The following is a 22,361-nucleotide window of genomic DNA, read 5'->3' as shown; positions in this document are numbered from 1 at the left end:
TCGCCGCGATCTTGCCGCGAGCCTCGGTGGTGCGTTACGCCGGACACGGACCAGCGTGACATTCACCGAGGAGCGGCTCGTGAAGAAAATGCTCGCCGTCGTGGCCGTCGTTCTCCTCGCTCTCGGCGGCCTCGCCGCGCCCGCCGCCGGGGCGAGCGCCAAGAAGGGTGTCAGCGCCAACCCCTACTCCGGGGCCGCGACCGCGCTGAAGGACGTCGGGGCGAAGTGGTTCTACACCTGGGCCGCCGACCCCCAGGGCATCGCGGTGCCGAGCGGCACCGAGTTCGTGCCGATGATCTGGGGCCGGGACTCCGTGACGCAGGACCAGCTCGACCGGGCCAAGGCGAACGGCCGCACGCTGCTGGCCTTCAACGAGCCGGACCTGGCGGGCCAGGCGAGCATGCCCGTCGAGACCGCGCTGGACCTCTGGCCGCGGCTGCAGTCCACCGGGCTGCGGCTCGGCGCACCGGCCGTGGCCTACGGCGGCGACGTCGCGGGCGGATGGCTGGACCGGTTCATGAGCGGCGCCGCGGCGCGCGGCTACCGCGTCGACTTCATCCCGCTGCACTGGTACGGCGGTGACTTCTCCAGCGCCGCCTCCGGGCAGCTGCAGTCGTACCTGCAGAAGGTCCACGACCGCTACCACCTCCCGATCTGGCTGACCGAGTACGCGCTCATCGACTTTTCGGGGTCCAGCCCGCGCTACCCGTCGTCGGCGCAGCAGGTCGACTTCGTGCAGCGGTCCACCGCGATGCTCGAAGGGCAGTCGTTCGTGGAGCGGTACGCGTGGTTCTCGCTGTCGACGTCGACGTCCCCGACCGGCCTCTACTCCGGGACGACACCCAACGCGAGCGGCGTCGCCTACCGCGCCGTGTGACCGCGCTCCTGGACGATCCACGTGTTGCCGTCCGGGTCGGCGAAGTCGAAGAAGCTCGCGTAGTCACGCCGGTCCGGGTCGGCGCCCGGCGCGAAGTCGCCTTGCCAGTCCACGGACTTCTTGTGCCGCACCGCGCTCACCGGCACGCCGCGCCCGGCCAGTTCCCCGTGGGCCGCCTCGATGTCGGCGACCACCAGGTAGTGGTCCCGCGCCGAGCCCGGGGCCGCGCCGGTCAGGCCGACCCCGAGCTGGATCGACGCCGCCGACCCGGGTGGCGTCAGCTGGACGACCCGGAAGCCGTCGTGCGGCGCGTAGTCGACGTCCAGGGTGAAGCCGACGTTCTCGGTGTAGAACCGGACGGCCCGGTCGACGTCGGCGACGGGGAGCGTCAGGACCTCCAAGCTGAACTCAGACAAGGGGTTCACCCCCGTCGACGCCGAGCGAGACACCGGTCAGGAAGCTGCTGCCGAGCGCGAAGACGACGGCTTCGGCGATCTCCTCAGGACGTCCTACGCGCCGCGCCGGGCTGGTGGCCGCGCGGGCGGCGAACAACGCCGCCTTCTTCTCGTCTCCGAGGGCGTCGTAGGCCCCGGTGTCGATCGTGCCCGGCGAGACCGCGTTCACCCGGATCGGCGCCAGCTCCACCGCGAGGCCCCGGGTCAGCGCGTCCACCGCGGCGTTCGTCGCCCCGACGGCGAGCATGCCGGCGGCGGGCTTGCGTGCCGACGATCCCGAGAAGAACACGAACGAGCCGTCCTCGGGCATGCGGGGCGCGAAGTGCTTCGCCAGCAGCAGCGGGCCGAGGACCTTGACGTCGAACGACCGGAGCACGACGTCGTGGGCCAGTTCGCCCACGGTGCCGCGGGCCCGGGCCGACGCCGTCGAGACGACGTGGTCAACCCGGCCGAGGCGCTCGGCCAGCGCGGCGACGGAGGCTTCGTCGGTCAGGTCGACGGCGGCCGCCGTGACGTCCGGGTCGTCGTAGGCCCGGGCCAACGCGTCCGCGTCGCGCCCGGCGACCACGACCGTGGCTCCGGCCGCCCGGGCCGCGAGCGTCACCGCGCGGGCGATGCCGCTGCCGCGGCCGACGACGAGCACGCGGCGATCCTTGAGCGAAGTCATCTCAGTTTCCCTTCGGGGCAAGGAGTTCGTCGGGGTCCAGGCCGCGGTCGATGCCGTGCGGGGTGACGGTCTGGCCCGGTTCGAGGGCGAGCTTGCGGCCGTCGAGCGTCACGTCGACGACGTCCGGCTCGAACGACACGAACCCGGACACCCGCTCGACCTCGGGCCACGCCTCCGCGTACGACCACGCGGCGCGCTTGCCCGCCCCGATGTCGAAGTAGCCGGCCAATCCCTTGTACGGGCAGAAGGTCTCGCCCTCGACCGGCGTCAGCGCGCTCAGGTCGATGTCCTCGCGCGGCACGTACCAGCGCGGCGCGAAGCCGGATTCGTAGAGCACGACCGGGCGCCGGGTCTCGGCGACGACGCGGTCGCCGTCGCGCACGACGAGGTGGCGCGAGGTCTGCCGGATGTCGATGCGGTGGTACGGGTCGGCCGCGTGGCCGACGATCCGCTCGTCCTCCTCGTAGAACGCGTCCATCGCCCGCCAGGCGAAGGCGACGCGGTCGCGCAGGACGTCCGCGTGGCCCGGGAGGCCGGTGTAGCGCCAGGCCGCGCGCGGGGCCTTTTCGTCCCCGGCCTGGACCCCGTACCAGTCGGTCGGCCCCAGCTCGCGGTGCGTCGTCGTCCGGTTCTCGGCGACGAGCACGTCTTCGCGGACGTCGGCGAGCGGGAAGTACGCCACCGGGTAGCGGCCGGGCTCGTGCAGCAGGACGACGTCCTCGCTGTCGGCCACCCACTCCCCGCCGAACCGCACGCGCATCCGCCGCCGCAGCGGCTCGGCGAACAGCAGCCGCTCGGGCAGCGGCTGCTCGACCAGGAAGTGCCCCACCGCGCGCGTCGCCAGTGGTCCCTGCTGCCAGGCCAGTCCCATGACTTCCTCCTAACCTTTTTAAACTTTTTTGATGGTTAGACATGGAAGCACCGGTACTGTAACCTGTCAAGCGTGAGTTTGGAGGTTAGGTCGATGACCGACGAGATGCTGCTCCTGGACCTGCTGAACACCACACCGGTGCGCGACGGCGTCCCTGGTGACGACCTCGCCGACGCCCAGGCGGCCCGCGAGTGGCTGGCCGACCACGGGCAGCCGGCCACCGGCGACGAGCACCGCGCGGTGCTCGAAGCGCGGTCCGTGCTGCAGGGGATCGTCCGCGGCCAGGCCGAGCCCGCCGCGGCCGCGCGGTTCCTCGACGACGTGACCTACCGGGCGTCCTTCGGCGACGACGGCGTCGAGTGGGTCCTCGACGTCCCGGCCGGGCGGTCCGCCGCCGCGCGGGCGGTGCTCGCGTGGGACGCGCTCGCCAAGTCGAGCCCCGGCCGGCTGCGCCCGTGCGCCAACCCGGAGTGCCGGCTGTTCCTGATCGACCACAGCAAGCCCAACAGCGCCCGCTGGTGTTCGATGGCCGTGTGCGGCAACCGCATGAAGGCCCGGCGGCACTACCAGCGCTCCCGCACCGCGGCGGACTGAAGGAGACGAGCACGATGGCCCGCTTGGTGTCACTGAACGTCGGGATGCCGAAGGACGTGCCCTGGCAGGGGCGGACCGTCCACACGGGAATCTTCAAGTACCCCGTCGAGGGCGGGCGGCTGGTCCGCCGGCTCAACGTCGACGGCGACGGCCAGGGCGACCTGGGCGGCCACGGCGGCGAGAACCGCGCGGTGCTCGTCTACCAGCGCCAGTCCTACGAGCACTGGCGGCGGTTCCTCGGGCGCGACGACCTCGAAGACGGCCAGTTCGGCGAGAACTTCACCGTCGACGGCCTCCCCGACGACGAGGTGCACATCGGCGACCGGTACCGGATCGGCGAGGCCGAGTTCGAGGTCACCCAGCCGCGCGTCACGTGCTTCCGCGTCGGGATGCGCCTGGGCGAGCCGCGGATGCCGTCGCTGCTGGTCGCGCACCACCGGCCCGGCTTCTACCTGCGGGTCATCACCGAAGGCCGCGTCGAGGCCGGCGACGAGATCGTCCGCACCCGCACCGGCCGCCACGCGATGAGCGTCGCGGACATCGACGCGCTCCTCTACCTGCCGGGCCGCGAAACCGCCGCGCTCCGCAAGGCCGTCGACATCCCCGCGCTCAGCCCGGGCTGGCAGGGGTCCTTCCGCGATCTGCTCGCCGCGGAGCCCGCTCCCGCACCGGCGGGGTGGCGCGGCTTCCGGCCGTTGCGCGTCGTCCGGGTGGTGCCCGAGAGCCCGGCGGTGTCGTCGATCCACCTGGCCGCCGACGACGGCGCGCCGCTCCCCCGGCCCGAGCCCGGCCAGTACCTCACCCTGCGCGTCCCCGGCGCCGGGGACCCCGCGCCGGTCCGCAGCTACTCGCTGTCGGCGGCACCGTCGGACCGGGAGTACCGCATCAGCGTCAAGCGCGACGGCGTGGTCAGCAGCTACCTCCAGGCGAAGCTGACGGCGGGCGCGCTGGTGGACGTGGCGGCACCCCGCGGCGACTTCGTCCTGGCCGACGACGACCGGCCCGTGGTGCTGGTGTCCGCGGGCATCGGCGTGACCCCGGTGCTGGCGATGCTGCACGCGCTCGCGGCGCGCCGGACCACGCGGGAGGTCTGGTGGCTGCACACCACCCGCACCGCGGCCGAGCAGGCGTTCGCGGCCGAGGCGCACCGGCTGCTGGCGAGCCTGCCCCACGGTCGCGAACACGTCCACTACACGGCCGAGAGCGGCCGGCTGACGCGCGAAACCTTGTCCACTTGGGACCTGCCGGCCGACGCCACCGCGTACCTCTGCGGCCCGGACGCGTTCATGACGGCGATGCGGGAGGCCCTGGTGTCACTGGGTTTCGACGCTGCTCGCGTCCACAGTGAACTGTTCGGCGGGGTGTCCGCGATCAACCCGGGCCTGACCGGAGCCGTCCGGAAGACCCCGCACGCCCCGGCGGGCGCGGCGGGAACCGGCCCGGCGGTGACGTTCGCGCGCAGCGGGCTCACGGTGCCGTGGAGCCAGGAGTACCCGAGCCTCCTGGAGTTCGCGGAGGCGTGCGACGTGCCGACGCGCTGGTCGTGCCGGACCGGGGTGTGCCACACGTGCGTGACCCCGGTGCTCACGGGCCGGGTGGAGTACGACCCCGACCCCCTGGAACCCCCGGCCGACGGCGAGGCGCTGGTCTGCTGCGCCCGGCCGCGGGAGGACGTCGTCCTGGACCTCTGAAGTCTGCCCCTTCGGCCGGCTTCGCCGCGGATAGGCTGCGGTGGTGCGGATCTTGCTGACGGGGTTGCCGATCCGGTCCCACCTGCTGCCGGTGCTGGTGCCGGTGGCGCGGGCGGCCCGGGCCGCCGGGCACGAGGTCGCGATCGCGACCGGCGGGGCGGCCGCCGGCGAGATCGAGCGGGAGGGCGTGCCGGTCGTCGTGCTCCCGGACGTCCTCTCCCCCGAAGAGGCCGGGCGGCGGTCACCGGCCGCGCTGGAGAAGCTGCGGCGGTGGCGGCCGGAGGTCACCGGGCCACTGGCGCTGCCGCTGTTCGACGACGCGATGACGGCCGCGGCCGCCTCGAACATCGTCGGCGCGGCCTGGCGGCCGGACCTGATCGTCCGGGAGACCAACGAGTACGGCGGTCTCCTGGCGGCGGAGGTGCTCGGCGTGCCGTCGACGGTCGTGGACATCGCACCCCTGATCGGGCGGCTGGTGCCGGACCTGGGCACGCGGCTCGACGTGCTGCGCGCGGCCCTCGGCCTGCCGCCGGGAGGCACGCCCGGCACGACGGCGGGCCTGCTGCCCGAGGCGTGGTACCCCCGCGAGCTGCGCACGCCGGGACACCGGTACTACCGCGTGCCCGGTGCGCCGGTGGTCCCGGTGCCCGGCGGACCGCGCGTGCTCGCCGCGTTCGGGTCGAACCTGCGGACCCTGCCGGCAGCGGACTCCCGGCTGCTGTCGATCACCGTCGAGGCGCTGGGCGCCCTCGACGTTCCCGCGGTGGTCGCGCTGGGCAGCGACGAGGCGGTGACGTCGTGGACCGGGCCACGACCGTCCACTGTGGAACTGGCGGGGTTCGTGCCGCAGCGCGCACTGCTGGAATCTTGCGCCGTGTTCGTCACGCACGCGGGGTTCAGCGGGGTGCGGGAGGCGCTGGCGGCCGGGGTGCCGATGGTGGCGGTGCCGTTGTTCGCCGACCAGCCCGCGAACGCGGCCCGCCTGGAGGAACTCGGCGTCGGGCTCCGGGTCGGCCCGGCCGGGCTGACCGCCGGGACCTTGAGCGCGGCGGTTTCGCGGGTGCTCGCCGAGCCGTCCTTCCGGTCGGCCGCACGCGGGTTCCAGCGCCGGATCGCAGCGCTGCCGCCGGTCACCGACCTGCTCAGCGGAGATCCAGCCGCATGAGCCAGCGGACCCGGCGGTCGGCGCGGGCCTCCGTCGGCCGGATGCGCTCGAAGCCCGCCGCTTCGAACAGCGTCGTCGTGCCCACGTGGGCCGCGCTCGAGCTGATGCGCGCGCCCTCCGTGTCGACCGGGTAGCCCTCCACCGCCGGGGCGCCGCACGAACGCGCGTAGTCGACCGCACCGGCCAGCAACTCCGCGAGCACCCCTTGCCGGCGGTACGGCGCGCGCACCACGAAGCACACCACACTCCACACCGGCAGGTCGTCGAGCGGCGGCATCGTCCGTGATCGCTTCAGCCGTTCCATGCTCGACCGCGGCGAGACACCGCACCACCCGGCCGGCGTGTCCCCGTCGTAGGCGAGCACGCCCGGCGCGGGCTGGTCCGCGCAGAGGCCCCGGACCCGCTCGGCCCGGTCCTCGCCGCGCAGCGCGCTGTACTCGGCCGACGTGACGCGGTAGGCGAGGCACCAGCAGGCGCGCTCGTTCCCGCTGGGGTTGAGGACCGCGGCGACGTCGTCGAAGTGCGCGGCAGGACGGATCAGGAACATGGGATCACCGTAGAATCGGATTCCCGACAAAGCGATGTCGGTTGGGGGGAACGCGCGTGGATCGGCTCGTCGGCTCCGGCCGCTACCCGGGGATGACCCAGCTGCACCAGGCCGTGCCCCTGGTCGAGCGCCAGCACGCCCTGATCGAGGAGATGCGCGCGCGGGCGCCCCGGTTCGTCACGGGCCGCGTCCTGGCCGAACGCACCGGGACGACGGTGCGGACCGTCGAACGCGACGTCACGCGCCTGCGCGCGGCGGGCGTCCCGGTCGAGGTCAAGCGCGGCGCCGGCGGCGGCTACCGGCTGACGATGCCGTCCGTCGTGCCGCCGGTGACCTTCAGCCCGGGCGAGGTCGCCGCGCTCGTGGCGTCCCTCGTGGCCCTCGGCCCGTACACCTCCGCCACGGCGTGCAGCGCGCTCGGCAAACTCCTGACGGCCTTCCGTTAGCCGATTTGTCGACTCCGGTCACCGCAGCGGGCGTCCGCGGGCCCCGGGTGCCGGACGGGGACGATGCGCGTCACCGGCACCGGCACCGGCGGACCGGATCCGGCGAGCACGGTCGTGTAGACCGTCACCCGGGTCAGCTGGACGATCGACGTCGTCTCGCAGGTCGTGGCCGCGACGAGCGCGACGGCGGTGTCTTCCCTTCAGGTTCGCTGCCCCGCAAGGCAGCCGGCGCCTCCGATGCAGTGGGCGTAGAGCAGTCCGGCCGCGCCCACCACGGCCAGCCGTCCCGGAATCGTCCTGGTTCGGACCGTCTTCCTCGGAATGTGAACCGCCCCCTCGCCCATTCACATCAGTTGGTGAACCCGGTCGCGATCGTAAACTGACGTGACCGGCGCGGTCAACTGAGGTGGACCGGTGACCGCGAACCCGCTTCACCGCAGCTGGCGGCGCGGTAGACTCCGGACATGCCGGAGGAGATCGCCGCGGGGACACTGGCGGCGAAGCTGAACCACCTGTTCGGCGTCGTGCGGCCCGCCGACGGCGACGAGTACACCTTCGACGAGGTCGCCGAATCGATCCGCACCCAGGGCGGGCCGACCATTTCCGCGACCTACCTGTGGCAGCTGCGCAAAGGCCTGCGCGACAACCCGACCAAGCGGCACCTCGAAGCGCTCGCGGGGTTCTTCGGCGTGCCCCCGGCGTACTTCTTCGACGACGCGGAAGCCGAGCGCATCGACGCCGAGCTGACGCTGCTCAGCGCGTTCCGCGACGCCCCGGTCCGGCAGATCGCACTTCGTGCGCGCGGGCTGTCGGCGAAGAGCCTCGAAGCGATCAGCGACATGGTCGACCGCGTCCGCGAGCTCGAGGGCCTGCCCGAACCGGCGAGCGACGCCGAACGATGAGCTCACGCGGACGGCGGCAGCTGCGTCACCGCTTCGCCGCGGTGCTGCGGGACCTGGAGCTGCCGGCCTCCTTCGACGTGCCGGCGTTGTGCGCGGCACTGGGCAAGCGGCGCGGCCGGCCGATCCGGCTGCTGCCGCTGCCGGGGCTGTCCGAGGTGTGCGGGCTGTGGATCGCGACGGACACGACCGACCTGATCGCGTACGAGAGCAACACGAGCGCACCGCACCAGGACCACATCGTGCTGCACGAGATCGGCCACATGCTGTGCGACCACTACCCGGCCACGCTCACCCCGGCCGAGCAGATGCGCCTCCTGCTGCCGAGCCTGGACCCGGCAATGGTCCGGCGCGTGCTGGGGCGCGCGGGGTATTCGAGCGTGGAGGAGCGAGAGGCGGAGTTCTTCGCGACAATGCTGGGCCAGCACACGGGCCTGTCCCACCGCGGCGACTCGGTAGCGGACAAGCTCCGCTCAGCCCTGGAGGACGGCAGCGACCGTGGGTGACGTGAAGAGCGCGATACGCCCGGCCGCTCCGACGAGCGCGAGCGCGCTCGTGGCCCACACCGCCCCGGCGAGCGCAGGCGCACTCGTGCCGCACACCACCCCGGCCACACCGCCCAGCGCACGCGACCTCCTCCCCCGCGCGACCCCGACCGCCCCGGCGAGCCCGCGTGCGCTCACGCCCCACACCACCCCGGCCGCACCGCCAAGGGCACGCGACCTCCTCCCCCGCGTCACCCCGACAGCCGGCGAGGCGAGCAGCCGCCCGTCCCCCGCCCCGCCGGCGAACGGCGGCGACCGTGGGTGACGTGATCCGCCGCTACGGCCCCGCAGTGCTCGCCTGGATCCTCCTCGTCTTCCTCCGTCCCGGGCCCGCGCCCGGCCGGCGGCTCGTGCGGTTCTGCGTGCTGGGCCTCGCCGTCTCGCAAACCGCGCTGATCCCCGCCGTCCGCGACCTCACCCGTGCCCTCGGCGTGCCCAGCATCGAACTGCTCGTCGCCCACCTCGCCATGGTCGGCGCGGTCTGGGCCGGCGCCCAGGTTCTCCTGCGCCTGCACGGACTTCCGGCCGCCGCCCGCCGTCACACCGGCTGGGCCCTCGCCGGCGGCACCGCGATGGTCGTCACCTTCGGACTGGCGCCCAACGTCATGCCGCAGTCGCCGTTCGTCATGGAGTACTGCATCGCCTACGCCGTCGCGCTGCTGCCCGAGCTCGCGGTCATCGCCTGGCTCTGCCTGCAGGACGCGCGCCGGGCTCCGGACCGGATCCTGCGGGCCGGGCTCGGCCTGGTCGTCGCCGGGGTCGTCGCCGCGGCCGGGTACATGGTGGTCCGGACCCTCGTCGCGATGACCTCGCGCCTCCCCTTCGACTTCGACTACGGCCGGGGATTCCTGCTCAGCAAAGCACTCCCCACGACCGCGCACCTGCTCGTGCTCGTCGGCGTCGGCGTGCCCGCGGCGGCCGGCTGGCTGCGCCGCCACCGCCAGTTCCGCCGGCTCGGCCCGCTCTGGCTCGCCCTCTACCGCGCCGAGCCCGCCATCGCGCTGGAACCCCCGCGCACCACCCTGTTCCCGACGCGCCTGCAGCTCTACCGGCGGGTCATCGAGATCCGCGACGGCCTGCTCGTGATCCGCCCGTACCGCAGCGGGTCCGGCGCCGGCGAACAGCAGGAGGCCGCCGAGATCCTGGCCGCCCTGCGTGCTCGCGAGGACGGCCTGCCACCGCTTTCCCCCGAGACGACCGTCCAAGGTGGACAGGACCTCAGCAGTGACACCGAGTACCTCTGCCGCGTCGCCGACGCCTTCCGCGCGCTCAGAACGAAAACACCGGCCGACGTCTCCTGATCATTCCACCGGCGGGGTGCCGTGCGTGTGGAACGACTCGATCGTCTTCAGCCCCCACGCCTGCCCCTTGGCCCGCTCGGCCTCGGTCCAGGTGACGGGCTCCCAGTCCGGCGCGAAGATCAGCCGCCCGGTCGGGTTGCACAGCTCGACGCGGTTGCCGCCGGGCTCGTAGACGTAGAGGAAGAACGTCTGCTGGATCGCGTGCTTGTGCGGCCCGGTCTCGATGTGGACGTCGTTGTCGAGCGCGATGTCGGCCGCCCGCAGGATGTCCTCGCGGGTGTCGGTCGCGAACGCGATGTGGTGCAGGCGCCCGTTCGCCTTCGTCCAGTCGTTCGTGTAGACGATGTCGTAGGACTTCTGCGCGAAGTGCGTCCACTGCCCCGAAATCACGCCGCTGTCGAGCCGGATCTGCTCGGTGACCCGGCCGCCCAGCGCGTCGCAGATGAACCGGCCGTTGACCTCGGCCTCGCGGGCCAGGTAGTTGACGTGGTCGAGGCGCCGGACGCCGACCCCGCGCCCCGGGTAGGCCTGCGCCTGGTTCTTCAGCGCCGGCCGCAGGTGCTCGGGCGGCCGGTAGCGCTCGGTTTCCCAGTAGACCTCGAGCTCGTGACCGTCCGGGTCGCGGAACAGGTACGTGGGGCCGATCCCGGTGTCGCCGTCGACCCAGCCGATGCCGAGCCCGCGTTCCTCGAGGGCGACCACGCGCCGCTTGAGGGCCTCTTCGCTGGACGCGCGCACCGCGGTCCGCCCGACCCCGGACGTCTTCGCCGCGGTGAGTTTCAGGCTGTGGTGCTCGTAGTCGTCCCAGGTGCGCAGGTAGACGGAGGCGCCGTCGGTGCCGTTCTCGGTCAGGCCGAGCACGCGGACGAAGAAGTCCAGGCTCTTCTCCGGCTCCGGGGTGAACAGCTCGACGTGACCGAGGTGCGCGATCTCGTGACGGGGCGAGGGCTGGGGCATCGAGGCTCCTCAGGGGCGGGGGAAGACGGTGCCGTCGAACAGCTTCCGCGCGGTGCGGATCACCGTCGACCGGCGGACGCGGGACCCGTCGAATTCGATCGCCACCGCGAGCTTGCCGCTCGGGTGCTCGATCTGAACGGGTCCGCCGCCGCTTTCGAGCAGCTCGTGGCCGACGGCGCCGTCGAGCAGCAGCGCCGTGACGACGCTGACGCCGCCGAGCACGCCGATCGACGGGTGCGGCTTGACCGGGATGAAGGTCCGGGTGCAGATCGCGCCGCCGTCGCGGGGCGCGGCGACGAGCGTGGTCTTGGGGATCGAGCTGCCGCGGACGTCGCCGAGGCCCATCAGCTTCCCGGCTTCGACGCGCAGGGCGTCGATCCGTTCGGCCAGCGCGGTGTTCGCGCCGAGTTCGGTCGCGTCTTCGTAGCCGGTGATGCCGAGGTCTCCGGCGCGCGCGACGACGACCGGCATCCCGTTGTCCACACAGGACACTTCGATGCCGCCGACGTCGTCGCGGACGTTCCCGGTGGGCAGCAGGCTGCCGCAGACGGACCCTTCGGTCTCGGTGAAGTCGAGCTCGACGGGGGCGGCGGTGCCGGGCACGCCGGAGATGGCCGTGTCGCCGCTGTAGTCGACTTCACCGCCGGGGGTGGCGAACGTCGAGACGGCGACGGTGCCGGTGTTGACCAGCCGTATCCGCACAGTGGTGCGGTCTTCGCCGGCGGGCACGAGTCCCCGCTCGACGGCGAACTGGCCGACGCCGGCCAGGAGGTTGCCGCAGGTCTGGCGGTCGGAGACGGTGGGCTCTTCGACGCCGAGCTGCAGGAACAGGTAGTCGATGTCGTGCCCGGGATCGGTCGCCTTCGAGACGACGGCGACCTTGCTGGTGACGGGCTGGGCACCGCCGACGCCGTCGATCTGGCGCGGGTCGGGGGTGCCCATGATCCGCATCAGCAGGTCGTCGCGGGTCCCGGGGTCGGCGGGGAGGTCGTCGGCGAGGAAGTAGGCGCCTTTGGAGGTGCCCCCGCGCAGGAGCATGCAGCGCACGCCGGTCATGCCTGCTCCTTCTCGTACTCCTCGGCGGTCAGGTAGCGGACGCCGAGGGCTTCGAGCTTCTCGCGCAGGCCGTAGCGGTCGAGGCCGAGCTGCCCCTGGGCGAACGCTTCCCTTGCGGCGGCTTCCTTTTCGAGACGGGCCTGGGAGGCATCGAGTCCTGTTTGGACATCTTCGCGGCGGACCCGCATGACGCCGTCGTCATCGGCGAGGATGGCGTCGCCGGGGCGGATCACCTGACCACCGATGACGACGGGCACGTTGACGGCACCGGCGGTCGCCTTGACGGTCCCCTGCGCGCTGACGGCGGCCGACCACACGGGGAACCCGAGGGCGCGCAGGTCACTGACGTCGCGGACGCCGGTGTTGATGACGAGGCCGTTGACCTTGCGGTACTGCAGGGCGGTGGCGAACAGTTCGCCGAAGAGCCCGTCGCGGCACGGCGAGGTGGTGGTGACGACGAGGACGTCGCCTTCGCGGCATTGCTCGACGGCGGCGTGGATCATGAGGTTGTCCCCGGGCCAGCAGAGCACGGTGACGGCGGTGCCACCCATGCGCGCGCCGTCTTGGATCGGGCGCAGGTCCGGACCGAGCAGCCCGGAGCGCCCAAGAGCCTCATGAACGGTGGCAACGCCGTAGTCGGCCAGGCGAGCAACCTGGCCAAGGTCGGCACGCGGCGGATCGGTGACGATGACGGGCTTCATACGGGTTACGGTACGGTTCGGTTGACGAAATTGTCAACAATTTTGGTGAGCAAGTCGGCGCTGGTCTGGGCGCGGAAAGTGGCAGCGAACCTGAGCGCATCTCTGTGGCAAGGGATGCTCACGATCCGATGCAGCTTTGGGTGGGCCGCGCACCCTGGCGGCGTTCGGCGCACCCCACAACTCAAGCGGCGTTCAAGCGCGCCCCGCTCCCCAACGCGCCGCTCGGTGCGCCCGCTCACCCAACGCGCCGCTCAGCGCACTCCACAATCCGACGGGGCGTCGAGCGCGGCCCACCCAACGTGCCGCTCGGCGCGGCCCACCTACCCAACGTGGCGTCCAGCGCCGCCCACCCATCCACCGTGGTCTTCAGGCGCGGCCACCCAGCCGCAGCGTTCGGGCGCAGCCACCCACTCCACTGCGGCCTTCGAGCGCGGCCACCCAGCCGCCGCAGCCTTCGGGCGCGGCCACCCAGCCGCCGCAGCCTTCGGGCGCGGCCACCCACCCCACTGCGGGCTTCGGGCGCGGCCTACCCATCCCCGCCACGGCCTTCGAGCGCGGCCACCCACCCCCACCTGGGCCTTCGAACCCAGCCGGAGATCAGCGGTGGAGCGGCGCGACCTCCGCGGCATCAGCCGCCTTGAGGGCCTCGATCACGCTCCCCAAATGCGCCCGCGCCGCCTCGGCCGCCCTCTCCGGGTGGTGCGCGCAAATCGCGTCGATGATCGCCAAGTGCTCCGGCAGTGACACCTGGGGCCGGCCCGGGCGCATCGCCAACCGGAACTGGTGGCGCACGCTCTGGCCGCGCAGCCTCTCCAGCACCTGCGCCGCCGTGCGCTGGCCGCTGATCTCGCGGACCCGGCGGTGCAGCCGCTGGTTGAGGCCCGAATACCCGACCACGTCGCCGCCGGCCACCGCCTGGTGCATCAGCTCGCCGAGCTCCTTCAGCTCGCCGATCTCCGCGTCGGAAATGCGCTCCGCCGCCTTCGCCGCGCACAGCGACTCCAGCATCATGCGGACTTCGGAAATCTCGACGGCCTCTTCCAGCGACACCGCGCGCACCCGGGCGCCCCGGTTCTGCACGCGCTCGACGAGCCCCTCGTTGGTCAGCTCGATCAGCGCCGCGCGCACCGTCGCCCGGCTCGCCGCGAACTGGCTGGAGAGGTCCGCCTCCACCAGCCTCTGATTGGGGACGAACTCGCCCCGGACGATCGCGTCGCGGATGGCCGCCACCACGGAACGCTCCCCCGGCTGCCCGTCCGCAGCACTCTCCGTCATACCCCGGCTCCGTTTGTTGACAATTTTGTCGAGAACATCGTGTACTCGATCGTAGCTTGTAGAGAGGATTCTGCTATGACCGGAACCATCGCGGTACTCGGACTCGGCGAAGCGGGCAGCGCACTCGCTCGCGACCTGGTCGCCGCCGGGGCCGTCGTGCGCGGCTACGACCCGGCCGTCACCGCCGCCGAAGGTGTCGTCGCGACCGGCTCCGAGGCCGAAGCCGCCGAAGGCGCCGATCTGGTGCTCAGCGTGAACAGCTCCGCCGCGGCCGTCGGCGCGCTCGAAGCCGGCCTGGCCGGCGTGAAGACCGGCGCCGCCTGGGCCGACCTGAACACCGCCTCCCCCGGCACCAAGCGCAAGCTGGCGGACATCGCCGCCGGGCACGGCGTGCCGTTCGCCGACATCGCGATCATGGCACCGGTGCCGGGCCGCGGCCTGCGCGTCCCGATGCTCGCCACCGGCGTCGCCGCCGACACCGTCGCCACCAAGCTGAACTCGTTCGGCGCCGCGGTCGAGGTCATGGCCGGCGACGCCGGGCTCGCCGCCGAGCGCAAGCTCCTGCGCAGCGTGTTCTTCAAGGGCATGTCGGCCGCCGTGGTCGAAGCCCTGACGGCCGCGCGCGCCGCGGGCTGCGAAGACTGGCTGCGCACGATCATCGTCGACGAGCTCACCTCGGCGAACGCCGCCACGGTCGACCGGCTCGTCGACGGCTCGTTCAAGCACGCCGTCCGCCGGACGTCCGAGATGGCGGCGGCCGCCGAGATGCTCGGCGAGCTGGGCGTGCGCGCCGACGTCGCGTCCGCCGCCCGTGACCACCTTGCGCACCTAGCTGATACACGGGATTGTCAACAATCTTGACGCAAGTCTTGTGTTCAATATCTCATCGGATGTAGCTTCGGACTCCTTCGCCACCCCGGGACGAAAGGGACGAGCATGTCCACACGAGAACTCGGCGGTACGGCCGCCGCGACGGTCCGGCTCTCCATCCGGGTGACCGCGTTGTGCTGGGTCCTCGTCCTGCTGGACGGGCTGGACCTGTTCGTCTACGGGGCGACGCTGCCGGGCGTGCTGGCCGACAAGAGCTTCGGCCTGACCCCAGTCACCGGCGGGACCATCGGCAGCCTGACGACGTTCGGGATGATGCTCGGCGCGCTCGGGGCCGGCATCCTCACCGACCGCACCGGCCGCCGGAAGATCATCATCACCGGGGTCACGGTGTTCTCCCTGGCCGCGGCCGCCTGCGCCGCCGCGCCGACGGTCGAGTTCTTCGGCGCGGCGCGGTTCGTCGCCGGGATCGGGCTCGGCGGGCTGCTGCCGTCGGCGATCGCGATGGTCATGGAGTACGCGCCGGCGTGGCGGAAGAACCTCGCCGTCACCACCGTGATGACGGCCCACCAGGCCGGCGGGGCGCTGGCCGGCGCGCTGGGGATGACGCTCGTCCAGTCGCTGGGGTGGCGCTCGGTGTACTGGATCGGCGCGCTGCTGCTCGTGGTGGTGCTGCCGGCGGTCGTCCTCCTGCTGCCGGAGTCGCTGACGTTCTTCCTGGCCAAGGGAAAGACCGACCGCGCACGGGCGATCGCGGGCAAGTTCGCGGTTTCGCTCGACACGTTCGCGCCGGAGCCGGCCGACGACCGGCGCGGTGGGCTGCGCGGCTTGTTCACGCCGTCGGTGCGGATGACGACGCTGCTGTTCTGGATCGCGTCGTTCGCCGGGCTGCTGCTGGTGTACGGCGTGAACACCTGGCTGCCGACGATGATGCGCGGCAGCGGCTACAACCTCGGCTCCGCGATCAGCTTCCTGCTGGTGATCAACCTGGGCGGGATCGCGGGCATGCTCGTCGCCGGGCGGCTCGCGGACCGGTTCGGGGCCCGGCCGGTCGCGATCATCTGGTTCGCGCTGACCGCGTGCGGCGTCGGGTTGCTGGCGGTGCACATGCCGCTGGTGGTGACGTACGTGGTCGTGTTCCTCACGGGCGCCTGGCTGTTCAGCGCGCAGACGCTCATCTACGCGGCGGTCGGCGCGTACTACCCCGCCGACAGCCGGGCCACGGCGCTCGGCTGGGTGTCCGGCGTCGGCCGGACGGGCGCGGTGTTCGGGCCGTGGCTGGGCGGCATCCTCGTCGCGGGCGGGCTGTCGTCGCTGGGTTTCGTGGTGTTCGCGATCGCGGGCGTCCTGGGCGCGGTGATGGTCTTCCTGGTGCGGCAGAAGACGAACAGCGCCATGGCTTCCGCCGATCGGACGCCGGTCCCGGGTCCGCAGAACGCTTGACGTCCGGTCGGCACGGGGCCGGTCGAAAGCCGCGTCCGGCAACGACTGCGGCGGGGCCGCGCTGAACACTCCAACCCGTTTGCCGTCCCCGGCCCCCGGCGGGGAGGACTACATTCGGGGGTCCGGGAGCCAGCAGGCCCCGGCGACTCCGCCCCGGTCCCCGGCGGCACCACACCTGTGGTCGACGCCGACCGGAGGGCCGGAATGACAGCCCACACCAAGCCCCGCACGGGCGCGCGCCCAGCCCCGGTCCGATGAGCGGCGCGCGGTCGTGGCCGCCCGAGGACACGACGGATCCCTTCGCCCTGACGAGGCAGCAGCGCCACCAGGCCGTTCGCGTGGTCGCCTCCGGCTCGCGCGACGCCGACGACTGCGCGCTGCTGCTCGCGGTCCTCGGCCTCGCGCCGGCGGAGGGCCGTCCACCGCCGGACGACACCCCGGGCGGCTCCGCTCGAGCCGGGCACCCGGTGGAGCCCCCGAGCCAGCACCGCCAATGGCGAAGCACCCCGCAAGCACGGCGGCGGTGACCCGACGGGCCGACTCCGCTCGCACGGCACGACCCGCGGAACCAAGCACGGCGGCGGTAACCCGGCAGGCCGGCAGCGACGGCTACACCGCGCGGCGAGGGGCCACTGCCGCAACAGCCGGCTCTCCGTCAGCAGCGGGGGCTTCGCGGCGCGGCAAGAGCCGCCGTCCGTGAAGAGTGGATCGCCAGACGCTCGTACGCCCGGGTGAGCTGCAACGGCCGGCACGTCGAGCGGGTCGTGGCCACCAGCCGGACGTCGGTGGCCGGGGCGGCGCGGCGGTGCGCGTCGATCAGCACCAGCAGCCCCGCCGTGTTCAAGAAGCGGACGCGCGACAGGTCCACCACCACCCGCCGCGGTGCCCGGCTCAGCGCCGCGTCGAGGACGTGGCGGAGCAGGGGTGCGCTGCCGAGGTCGACCTCGCCGTCCAGCGCGATGACCAGCGCCGGGCCGCACCACTCCTCGGTGATCGCCAGGTCCTGGTACCGGTGGGCCGGCGGCCGCCGGGTGCCGGGCGGCGGCAGGATCTCCAGCAGCGGGCGGCGAGGACGCGGGACATCGACGGCGATGGGCTTCACGATCGGATCCCCTTTCGTGGCAACGGTTCCGAAACGGTCGGACGCCGGCTGTCCGCGCGACGCGGATGGGCGGCCTCCGGCCATCGTGTCCGCTCCGGCCGCGACCGGCCCAGGGCCGACCGTCCTCGACCCGAGGGCCGAATGAACTTTTCCCGCCCGCGGAGCCGCGAATCAGTCCTCAGGCCCGGACGTGCACGATGCGAAAATCGGAATCCAGGCGACACCGGGCACCGGGAAACCCGCCGGACGGGTAATACCCGACCGATTCTCCCGAAAGAACGGGAATGTTCACGCGCGCAAGAGAGAAACAGAACCGGAATTACCGCGCCGGGCCGTTGTCGAACAGATCACGCACGTTCGCCGAGCGGGTGACGACCTCGCCGGCGACCGCGGTCAACCGGCGGCCCCGCGACCGCGCGTAGTCGCGCAGGAGGCCGAACGCCGCGGCGACGTCCACGCCGAGCCGCTCGGCCACGAAGCCCTTCGCCTGCTCGATGACGATCCGGCTGTTCAACGCCGTCTGCAGCTGCTCGACGAGGACCTCGTGCCGGCGGGCCGTCCGCGCCTGGATCAGGCCGATCGTGGCGACGTCGACCATCGCCTTCGCCGCCCGCACCGAATCCCCGCCGGGCTCGCCGGTCGTGCCCTTGAACAGGCAGAGGGCGCCGACGTTTTCGTCACGCAGCCGCATCGGGACGGCGTAGACGGCCGCGTACCCCGCCGTCGCGGCCATCCGCCGCAGCCGGGGCCACGGGGTGTCGCCGTCGGCGAGATCCGGGTGGCCCACCGGTTCGCCGCCCTGCCAGGCCTCGAGGCTCGGCCCTTCCTCGACCTGGATCTGGAACAGCTCCATGATCTCCGGCGCTTCGTCGGCGCTGGCGACCACCTGGAGCCGGCCGTGCGGGTGCGCGAGCAGGACGCCGGCCGCGTCGACGTCCAGCAGCTCGACGCACCGGCCCGCGAGCAGGTGCAGGAAGTCGATCAGGTCGAAATCGCCGGTCAACGTGTCGGCCAGCTCGACGAGGGTGTCGATCAGCCCGGCCTCGCGCATCGGCCTCCTTCCCACCCGGGCAGCCTACCGCCGCCGGTCTCGGTCATCGCAGGTCCGGATCGGGGTCGAAGCGCAGCCGGCGGGCGACGACGTCGGCCGCGACCTCGGACAGCGGACGGCCGTCGGCGAAGGCCCGCGCCCGCAGCCGGGCGAACGCGGTGTCCGGATCGGTGTCGAGCTGCGCGGCGATCATCCCGGTCGCCTGGTGCACCTCGGGTCCGACGATCGGGAACCCGTCCTCCGCCGGCCCGGGCACCTTTCCGCTCCTGGTCACCTGCTCCCCCATCAGCATCGCGAGCAGCAGGTCGGCGAACACCAGCGCCTCCCGCAGCGTCGCGGCCCCCGGCGCGCTCGGCGCGCCGTGCAGCAGGACGAGCACACCGGCCCGGACCACCCCGACGGCCAGCGGGAAGGCGAAGCACGCCCGCACGCCCGCGTCCGCCGCCAGCGGCGCGAACAGCGGCCACCGGCGCAGCACCGGTTCGGCGTCGAGATCGGTGATCACCACCGGGGAAGCCAGCTCCAGCGCGTCCCGGATGGGGCCCTCCCCCACCGTCACCTCGAGCTCGGGGATCAGGCGGCCGAGCTCCCCGATCGAGCTGTGCAGCTCCGCCATCCCCGTCGTCCCGGTCACGATCAGGCTGGCCCCTTCGGCGCCGAACCGTTCCGCGGCGACCGCGCACACGAATTCGACGGACAGCGCCCGGCCCCGTTGCCCGGCCAGGGTGGTCAGCGACGCCCACAGGCGACCCAGTGAGGAGTTCTCACCCCACTCGTCACGGATAGTGGACACCCTGCTCAGCGCTTCCCGGTTCTGCGATCGGCGATTCCCCACGGCGGGAAGCGCCTCCGCAGAGTACCCGAGGCCGTCCGCACCGGCGGTCCGCGGAAGGGCCGAATGGCCTCCGACGGGTGACCGGCGGCCCTTTCTCCGGCACGGCCGGCGAATGAGACTGGTGCCCCCACCGAGGAACGGAGCGGACCTTGCCCGTGCGACTTCCGCCGCTCGAACGAGATCCGCTCACCTTCGGCGTGGAGGAGGAATTCGTCCTCGCCGACCCGGTCACCGGCGGCGTGGCGCTCGCGGCGCCGCGGGTGCTGGAACTGCTCGACGGCGAGCCCGCGGTGACGCCGGAGTTCCTGCGCTTCCAGGTCGAAACCGCCACCGGGATCCACACCGGCCTCGACGGGATCCGGGCGGAACTGCTCGGGTTGCGCGGGCTCGTGGCGGACGCCGCCGGCCACGCCGGCTGCCTCGTGCTGGCGTCCGGGACCCCGCCGTGCGGCGACCTGCCGGGCCTGCCCGGCGTCACCGCCGATCCCCGGTACCAGGCGCTGGCCGAGCGGTTCCCCTCGCTCATCCCGCAGGCCGGCACGTGCGCCTGCCACGTGCACGTCGGCATCCCGTCCCCGGCGCTCGGCGTCCGGGTCCTGGCCGGGCTGCGCCCCTGGCTCGCCCCGCTGCTGGCGCTCGGCGCGAATTCGCCGTTCGCGCACGGCGTGGACACCGGGTGGGCCGACGGCCGGTACCCGCTGTGGTCGCGGTGGCCGACCGCGCTTCCCCCGCTCGACTGGCCGGACGCGGCCGCCTACGCCGCGAGCGTCGACGACGCGGTGCGCCGGGGTGACGCGATGGACGCCCACGGCGTCTATTTCTACGCCCGGCTCTCGCCGAAGTACCCGACGGTGGAGGTCCGGATCGCGGACGTCGGCCTGACCGTCGAGGATGCCGTGCTGCTCGCGGGCCTGACCCGCGCGCTCGTCGTCACGATCCTCGCGGAGGCCCGGGCCGGGGTCGCGCCCCGGCCGGTACCGGACCGGCGGGTGCTCGCGTCCCTCACCGCCGCGGCCCGCGAAGGCGCCCCCGGCCACGGCATCGACGCCTTCACCGGCGAGCTCGTCCCGCAGCGGCAGATCGTCGACGGACTGCTGGACTACGCCGGGCCGGCCCTGCTGGCCGCCGGGGACCTGGCGGCGGTCGAGCGGCAGCTCGCCGTGGTGCGGGCCGGGAAGACCGGCGCGCAGCGCCAGCGCGCGCTCTTCGCGGAGGCGGGCTCCCCCGGCGCGTTCGTGGCGGGCCTGGCGGCGGCGACCCTGGCCGGAACGGGGGCACCCGGTCCGGCGAGCGATCGCCGGCCGAGACCGGCGCTCCCGATCCGGTGACGTTCGCCGGGGATCCGGGGTCGCCGGACCCTGGCCCGCGGGCCGCGCGGCACCAGGCTGGAGAGGGGAACGCGGCCTGAACCGGCAGTTCGGCCGCGGCCCCGGCCACCTCCCGGCGCGTCGCGACCACGACGGCGATCGGCGGCGGCGGCCACGGCGACCGCCCGCCGATCCGGACCCGGGGGCGGCATCGGCGTGGCACGAGCACGCCTCGAGGAAGGACCACCGATGACCGCCGCACGCACCTGCCCCGTCCGGGTCGAAGGCCGGCTCGACGAGCCCCTGTCGCGCTGGCTTTGGCTGGTGAAATGGCTTCTCGCGGTCCCCCACTACCTGGTCCTGGCGGTCCTGTGGGCCGCCTACCCGTTCGTCGGTGTCGTCGCGTTCTTCGCGATCCTGGTGACCGGGCGCTACCCGCGGCCGCTCTTCGGCTTCACCGTCGGGGTCCTGCGCTGGAGCTGGCGCGTCCAGTTCTACGCGACCAGCGCGCTCGGCACGGACCGGTATCCGCCGTTCACGCTCGCCGACGTGCCGGACTACCCGGCCCGGCTGGAAGTCGAGTACCCGCAACGCCTTTCCCGCGGGCTCGTCCTGGTCAAGTCGTGGCTGCTGGCCCTCCCGCACCTCGTCCTGGTCGGCCTGTTCGCCGGTGGCGGCAGCTGGCTGACCGGCCGCACCGGCTCGGACGGCTTCACGTGGGCGGCCGGCGGGCTGGTCGGCGTGCTCGTGCTCGTGGCCGGGGTCGTCCTGCTGGCGACCGGCCGGTACCCGCGGCCGCTCTTCGACTTCGTGCTCGGCCTGGACCGCTGGGTGCTGCGGGTGGCCGCGTACGTGTCCCTGCTGACGGATGCCTACCCGCCGTTCCGCCTCGACCAGGGCGGGTCCGAACCGGGTGACACGTCACCGGTGCCCGCACCGGACACGCCGGCGCCCGCACGCGCCGCCTGGACCGGCGGCCGGACCGCGGCGGCGATCGCGGGCGCGGCCCTCGTCCTGGTTTCGGCCGGCCTGCTCACCGGGGGCGCGGCCGTGCTGTGGGCGGACCGCACGCAGCGCGACGCCGACGGCTACTTCACCGCCTCGAACACCTTCTCCGCCGGCGGGTACGCCCTCACGAGCGATCCGATCCAGCTCGACGGCGTCGAAGCCGGTGCCGCCGGCTGGGCCGCGACGGTCGGCGAGGCCCGGATCCGCGCGACCGGCACCGAGAAGCCGGTCTTCGTCGGCATCGCCCGGACCGCGGACGTCGCGCGCTACCTCGCCGCGGCGGAGTACACCACCGTCACGGACCTGACGGAAACCGGTGCGGTGACGACGATCCACCCCGGCGGCGCACTCGGCGGGCGACCGGGCGACGCCGGGATCTGGGCGGCCGGCGCGACCGGCGTGGGCACTCGGACGCTGGTGTGGCCGGTGCGCGACGGCGACTGGACGCTCGTGGTGCTGAACGCCGACGGTTCCCGCGGTGTGGTGGCGCAGGTCGAAGCCGGCGCGACGATCCCGGCGCTGGGCCGGGTGGCGGCGGTCGTCCTCGGCGCGGGCCTGCTCGTGCTCGGCGGCGGAGTCGCCCTGATCTGGTTGGCCGCCCGCGGCGCCGCTCGCGGCCCGGGCACGCCGACGGTCCCGGCTCCCGAGCCGGAACGGACGACCACGGTGTGAGGTCCGCGGGAGCTCGCCCCCCTCGTGCGCTGCGTCACCTCGCTTGACGACCTTAAGACGACCGGTCA

General features: G+C 73.2%; 25 protein-coding genes. 13 read left to right on the top strand and 12 right to left on the bottom strand.

The genetic code is table 11. The features are described 5' to 3' along the window. The first annotated feature begins 88 nt into the window (after window positions 1-88). The gene (locus QSK39_RS29040) at window positions 89-877 is read left to right on the top strand and encodes a glycoside hydrolase family protein (RefSeq protein ID WP_285481924.1); all 789 of its coding nucleotides are present in this window, start codon (window positions 89-91) and stop codon (window positions 875-877) included. Here QSK39_RS29040 and QSK39_RS29035 read toward each other — a convergent pair. Genes QSK39_RS29035 through QSK39_RS29025 form a run of 3 tightly spaced genes read right to left on the bottom strand, consistent with a single transcriptional unit; the run spans window position 862 to window position 2,870 of the window. Next, window positions 862-1,302, bottom strand: coding sequence for a VOC family protein (locus QSK39_RS29035; protein WP_502873316.1), 441 nt, complete (start codon window positions 1,300-1,302; stop codon window positions 862-864). The genes QSK39_RS29040 and QSK39_RS29035 overlap by 16 nt on opposite strands. After that, entirely contained in the window at window positions 1,286-1,999 is a 714-nt protein-coding gene (locus QSK39_RS29030) for an SDR family oxidoreductase (RefSeq protein ID WP_285481010.1), read from the bottom strand. The genes QSK39_RS29035 and QSK39_RS29030 overlap by 17 nt, the downstream gene beginning before the upstream one ends. A 1-nt stretch (window position 2,000) precedes the next feature. Continuing rightward, the gene (locus tag QSK39_RS29025; protein WP_285481009.1) at window positions 2,001-2,870 is read right to left on the bottom strand and encodes a DUF427 domain-containing protein; all 870 of its coding nucleotides are present in this window, start codon (window positions 2,868-2,870) and stop codon (window positions 2,001-2,003) included. Window positions 2,871-2,963: 93 nt separating this feature from the next. Here QSK39_RS29025 and QSK39_RS29020 point away from each other — a divergent pair, with 93 nt between their 5' ends. The 3 genes from QSK39_RS29020 to QSK39_RS29010 are packed head-to-tail and all read left to right on the top strand — an operon-like array spanning window position 2,964 to window position 6,320. Further along, window positions 2,964-3,464, top strand: a complete 501-nt coding sequence (locus QSK39_RS29020) for a CGNR zinc finger domain-containing protein (protein ID WP_285481008.1) — start codon at window positions 2,964-2,966, stop codon at window positions 3,462-3,464. Between the two features lie 14 nt (window positions 3,465-3,478). Further along, entirely contained in the window at window positions 3,479-5,155 is a 1,677-nt protein-coding gene (locus QSK39_RS29015; protein WP_285481007.1) for an MOSC and FAD-binding oxidoreductase domain-containing protein, read from the top strand. Between the two features lie 43 nt (window positions 5,156-5,198). Then, window positions 5,199-6,320: a glycosyltransferase gene (locus QSK39_RS29010; protein ID WP_285481006.1), complete on the top strand. Its 1,122-nt coding sequence runs from the start codon at window positions 5,199-5,201 to the stop codon at window positions 6,318-6,320. Here the strand turns inward: QSK39_RS29010 and QSK39_RS29005 are convergent. After that, entirely contained in the window at window positions 6,298-6,867 is a 570-nt protein-coding gene (locus tag QSK39_RS29005) for a GNAT family N-acetyltransferase (RefSeq protein ID WP_285481005.1), read from the bottom strand. The genes QSK39_RS29010 and QSK39_RS29005 overlap by 23 nt on opposite strands. A 56-nt stretch (window positions 6,868-6,923) precedes the next feature. Between QSK39_RS29005 and QSK39_RS29000 the strand changes: the two genes are divergently transcribed. The 4 genes from QSK39_RS29000 to QSK39_RS28985 all read left to right on the top strand — a co-directional run bounded on the left by QSK39_RS29000 (window position 6,924) and on the right by QSK39_RS28985 (window position 10,058). Beyond that, window positions 6,924-7,313, top strand: a complete 390-nt coding sequence (locus QSK39_RS29000) for a helix-turn-helix transcriptional regulator (protein ID WP_285481004.1) — start codon at window positions 6,924-6,926, stop codon at window positions 7,311-7,313. Between the two features lie 464 nt (window positions 7,314-7,777). Further along, window positions 7,778-8,215 (top strand): helix-turn-helix domain-containing protein, encoded by a 438-nt coding sequence (locus tag QSK39_RS28995; RefSeq protein WP_285481003.1) that lies wholly within the window; start codon window positions 7,778-7,780, stop codon window positions 8,213-8,215. After that, entirely contained in the window at window positions 8,212-8,718 is a 507-nt protein-coding gene (locus QSK39_RS28990) for a hypothetical protein (RefSeq protein ID WP_285481002.1), read from the top strand. Before QSK39_RS28995 ends, QSK39_RS28990 begins: the two co-directional genes overlap by 4 nt. Window positions 8,719-9,014: 296 nt before the next feature. After that, a complete protein-coding gene (locus QSK39_RS28985; protein ID WP_285481001.1) occupies window positions 9,015-10,058 on the top strand; it encodes an MAB_1171c family putative transporter in 1,044 nt (347 codons plus the stop codon). Here the strand turns inward: QSK39_RS28985 and QSK39_RS28980 are convergent, their stop codons facing one another. From QSK39_RS28980 to QSK39_RS28960, 5 genes are all read right to left on the bottom strand, one after another. Then, entirely contained in the window at window positions 10,059-11,015 is a 957-nt protein-coding gene (locus tag QSK39_RS28980) for a catechol 2,3-dioxygenase (RefSeq protein ID WP_285481000.1), read from the bottom strand. A 9-nt stretch (window positions 11,016-11,024) separates the two neighbouring features. Continuing rightward, window positions 11,025-12,071, bottom strand: a complete 1,047-nt coding sequence (locus tag QSK39_RS28975) for a 4-oxalomesaconate tautomerase (RefSeq protein ID WP_285480999.1) — start codon at window positions 12,069-12,071, stop codon at window positions 11,025-11,027. After that, window positions 12,068-12,772, bottom strand: coding sequence for a 4-carboxy-4-hydroxy-2-oxoadipate aldolase/oxaloacetate decarboxylase (locus QSK39_RS28970; protein ID WP_285480998.1), 705 nt, complete (start codon window positions 12,770-12,772; stop codon window positions 12,068-12,070). The genes QSK39_RS28975 and QSK39_RS28970 overlap by 4 nt, the downstream gene beginning before the upstream one ends. A 366-nt stretch (window positions 12,773-13,138) precedes the next feature. Next, a complete protein-coding gene (locus tag QSK39_RS28965) occupies window positions 13,139-13,270 on the bottom strand; it encodes a hypothetical protein (RefSeq protein ID WP_285480997.1) in 132 nt (43 codons plus the stop codon). Window positions 13,271-13,369: 99 nt separating this feature from the next. Further along, window positions 13,370-14,047, bottom strand: coding sequence for a GntR family transcriptional regulator (locus tag QSK39_RS28960; protein ID WP_285480996.1), 678 nt, complete (start codon window positions 14,045-14,047; stop codon window positions 13,370-13,372). Between the two features lie 75 nt (window positions 14,048-14,122). Here QSK39_RS28960 and QSK39_RS28955 point away from each other — a divergent pair, with 75 nt between their 5' ends. The 3 genes from QSK39_RS28955 to QSK39_RS28945 all read left to right on the top strand — a co-directional run bounded on the left by QSK39_RS28955 (window position 14,123) and on the right by QSK39_RS28945 (window position 16,845). Then, on the top strand, window positions 14,123-14,908 hold the full coding sequence (locus QSK39_RS28955; RefSeq protein ID WP_285480995.1) for an NAD(P)-dependent oxidoreductase: 786 nt from the start codon (window positions 14,123-14,125) through the stop codon (window positions 14,906-14,908). Window positions 14,909-14,983: 75 nt separating this feature from the next. Further along, window positions 14,984-16,318 carry an MFS transporter gene (locus QSK39_RS28950; protein ID WP_285480994.1) on the top strand — a complete coding sequence of 445 codons (1,335 nt, stop codon included), beginning with the start codon at window positions 14,984-14,986 and terminating at the stop codon, window positions 16,316-16,318. Between the two features lie 254 nt (window positions 16,319-16,572). Further along, on the top strand, window positions 16,573-16,845 hold the full coding sequence (locus QSK39_RS28945) for a hypothetical protein (protein ID WP_285481946.1): 273 nt from the start codon (window positions 16,573-16,575) through the stop codon (window positions 16,843-16,845). Window positions 16,846-16,973: 128 nt separating this feature from the next. Here the strand turns inward: QSK39_RS28945 and QSK39_RS28940 are convergent, their stop codons facing one another. The 3 genes from QSK39_RS28940 to QSK39_RS28930 form a co-directional block, all read right to left on the bottom strand. Then, window positions 16,974-17,420, bottom strand: a complete 447-nt coding sequence (locus QSK39_RS28940; protein WP_285480993.1) for an STAS domain-containing protein — start codon at window positions 17,418-17,420, stop codon at window positions 16,974-16,976. Window positions 17,421-17,739: 319 nt separating this feature from the next. After that, entirely contained in the window at window positions 17,740-18,471 is a 732-nt protein-coding gene (locus QSK39_RS28935) for a GAF and ANTAR domain-containing protein (RefSeq protein ID WP_285480992.1), read from the bottom strand. 43 nt (window positions 18,472-18,514) lie between these two features. Next, window positions 18,515-19,264: a GAF and ANTAR domain-containing protein gene (locus QSK39_RS28930; RefSeq protein ID WP_285480991.1), complete on the bottom strand. Its 750-nt coding sequence runs from the start codon at window positions 19,262-19,264 to the stop codon at window positions 18,515-18,517. 197 nt (window positions 19,265-19,461) lie between these two features. Between QSK39_RS28930 and QSK39_RS28925 the strand changes: the two genes are divergently transcribed. Then, window positions 19,462-20,634: a carboxylate-amine ligase gene (locus QSK39_RS28925; protein ID WP_285481923.1), complete on the top strand. Its 1,173-nt coding sequence runs from the start codon at window positions 19,462-19,464 to the stop codon at window positions 20,632-20,634. A gap of 228 nt (window positions 20,635-20,862) precedes the next feature. Then, entirely contained in the window at window positions 20,863-22,293 is a 1,431-nt protein-coding gene (locus QSK39_RS28920) for a DUF4389 domain-containing protein (RefSeq protein ID WP_285480990.1), read from the top strand. Window positions 22,294-22,361: the final 68 nt, after the last annotated feature.

Source organism: Amycolatopsis sp. NBRC 101858 (assembly GCF_030269325.1).
Taxonomy (GTDB): domain Bacteria; phylum Actinomycetota; class Actinomycetes; order Mycobacteriales; family Pseudonocardiaceae; genus Amycolatopsis; species Amycolatopsis ponsaeliensis.
This window is presented reverse-complemented; position numbering and strand designations above follow the sequence as displayed.

Coding starts and splice junctions, on each gene's coding strand:
- QSK39_RS29040 (WP_285481924.1), top strand. CDS start 89: ATGCTCGCCGTCGTGGCCGTCGTTCTCCTCGCTCTCGGCGGCCTCGCC.
- QSK39_RS29030 (WP_285481010.1), bottom strand. CDS start 1,999: ATGACTTCGCTCAAGGATCGCCGCGTGCTCGTCGTCGGCCGCGGCAGC.
- QSK39_RS29025 (WP_285481009.1), bottom strand. CDS start 2,870: ATGGGACTGGCCTGGCAGCAGGGACCACTGGCGACGCGCGCGGTGGGG.
- QSK39_RS29020 (WP_285481008.1), top strand. CDS start 2,964: ATGACCGACGAGATGCTGCTCCTGGACCTGCTGAACACCACACCGGTG.
- QSK39_RS29015 (WP_285481007.1), top strand. CDS start 3,479: ATGGCCCGCTTGGTGTCACTGAACGTCGGGATGCCGAAGGACGTGCCC.
- QSK39_RS29005 (WP_285481005.1), bottom strand. CDS start 6,867: ATGTTCCTGATCCGTCCTGCCGCGCACTTCGACGACGTCGCCGCGGTC.
- QSK39_RS28995 (WP_285481003.1), top strand. CDS start 7,778: ATGCCGGAGGAGATCGCCGCGGGGACACTGGCGGCGAAGCTGAACCAC.
- QSK39_RS28990 (WP_285481002.1), top strand. CDS start 8,212: ATGAGCTCACGCGGACGGCGGCAGCTGCGTCACCGCTTCGCCGCGGTG.
- QSK39_RS28980 (WP_285481000.1), bottom strand. CDS start 11,015: ATGCCCCAGCCCTCGCCCCGTCACGAGATCGCGCACCTCGGTCACGTC.
- QSK39_RS28975 (WP_285480999.1), bottom strand. CDS start 12,071: ATGACCGGCGTGCGCTGCATGCTCCTGCGCGGGGGCACCTCCAAAGGC.
- QSK39_RS28970 (WP_285480998.1), bottom strand. CDS start 12,772: ATGAAGCCCGTCATCGTCACCGATCCGCCGCGTGCCGACCTTGGCCAG.
- QSK39_RS28960 (WP_285480996.1), bottom strand. CDS start 14,047: ATGACGGAGAGTGCTGCGGACGGGCAGCCGGGGGAGCGTTCCGTGGTG.
- QSK39_RS28955 (WP_285480995.1), top strand. CDS start 14,123: ATGACCGGAACCATCGCGGTACTCGGACTCGGCGAAGCGGGCAGCGCA.
- QSK39_RS28950 (WP_285480994.1), top strand. CDS start 14,984: ATGTCCACACGAGAACTCGGCGGTACGGCCGCCGCGACGGTCCGGCTC.
- QSK39_RS28945 (WP_285481946.1), top strand. CDS start 16,573: ATGAGCGGCGCGCGGTCGTGGCCGCCCGAGGACACGACGGATCCCTTC.
- QSK39_RS28935 (WP_285480992.1), bottom strand. CDS start 18,471: ATGCGCGAGGCCGGGCTGATCGACACCCTCGTCGAGCTGGCCGACACG.
- QSK39_RS28920 (WP_285480990.1), top strand. CDS start 20,863: ATGACCGCCGCACGCACCTGCCCCGTCCGGGTCGAAGGCCGGCTCGAC.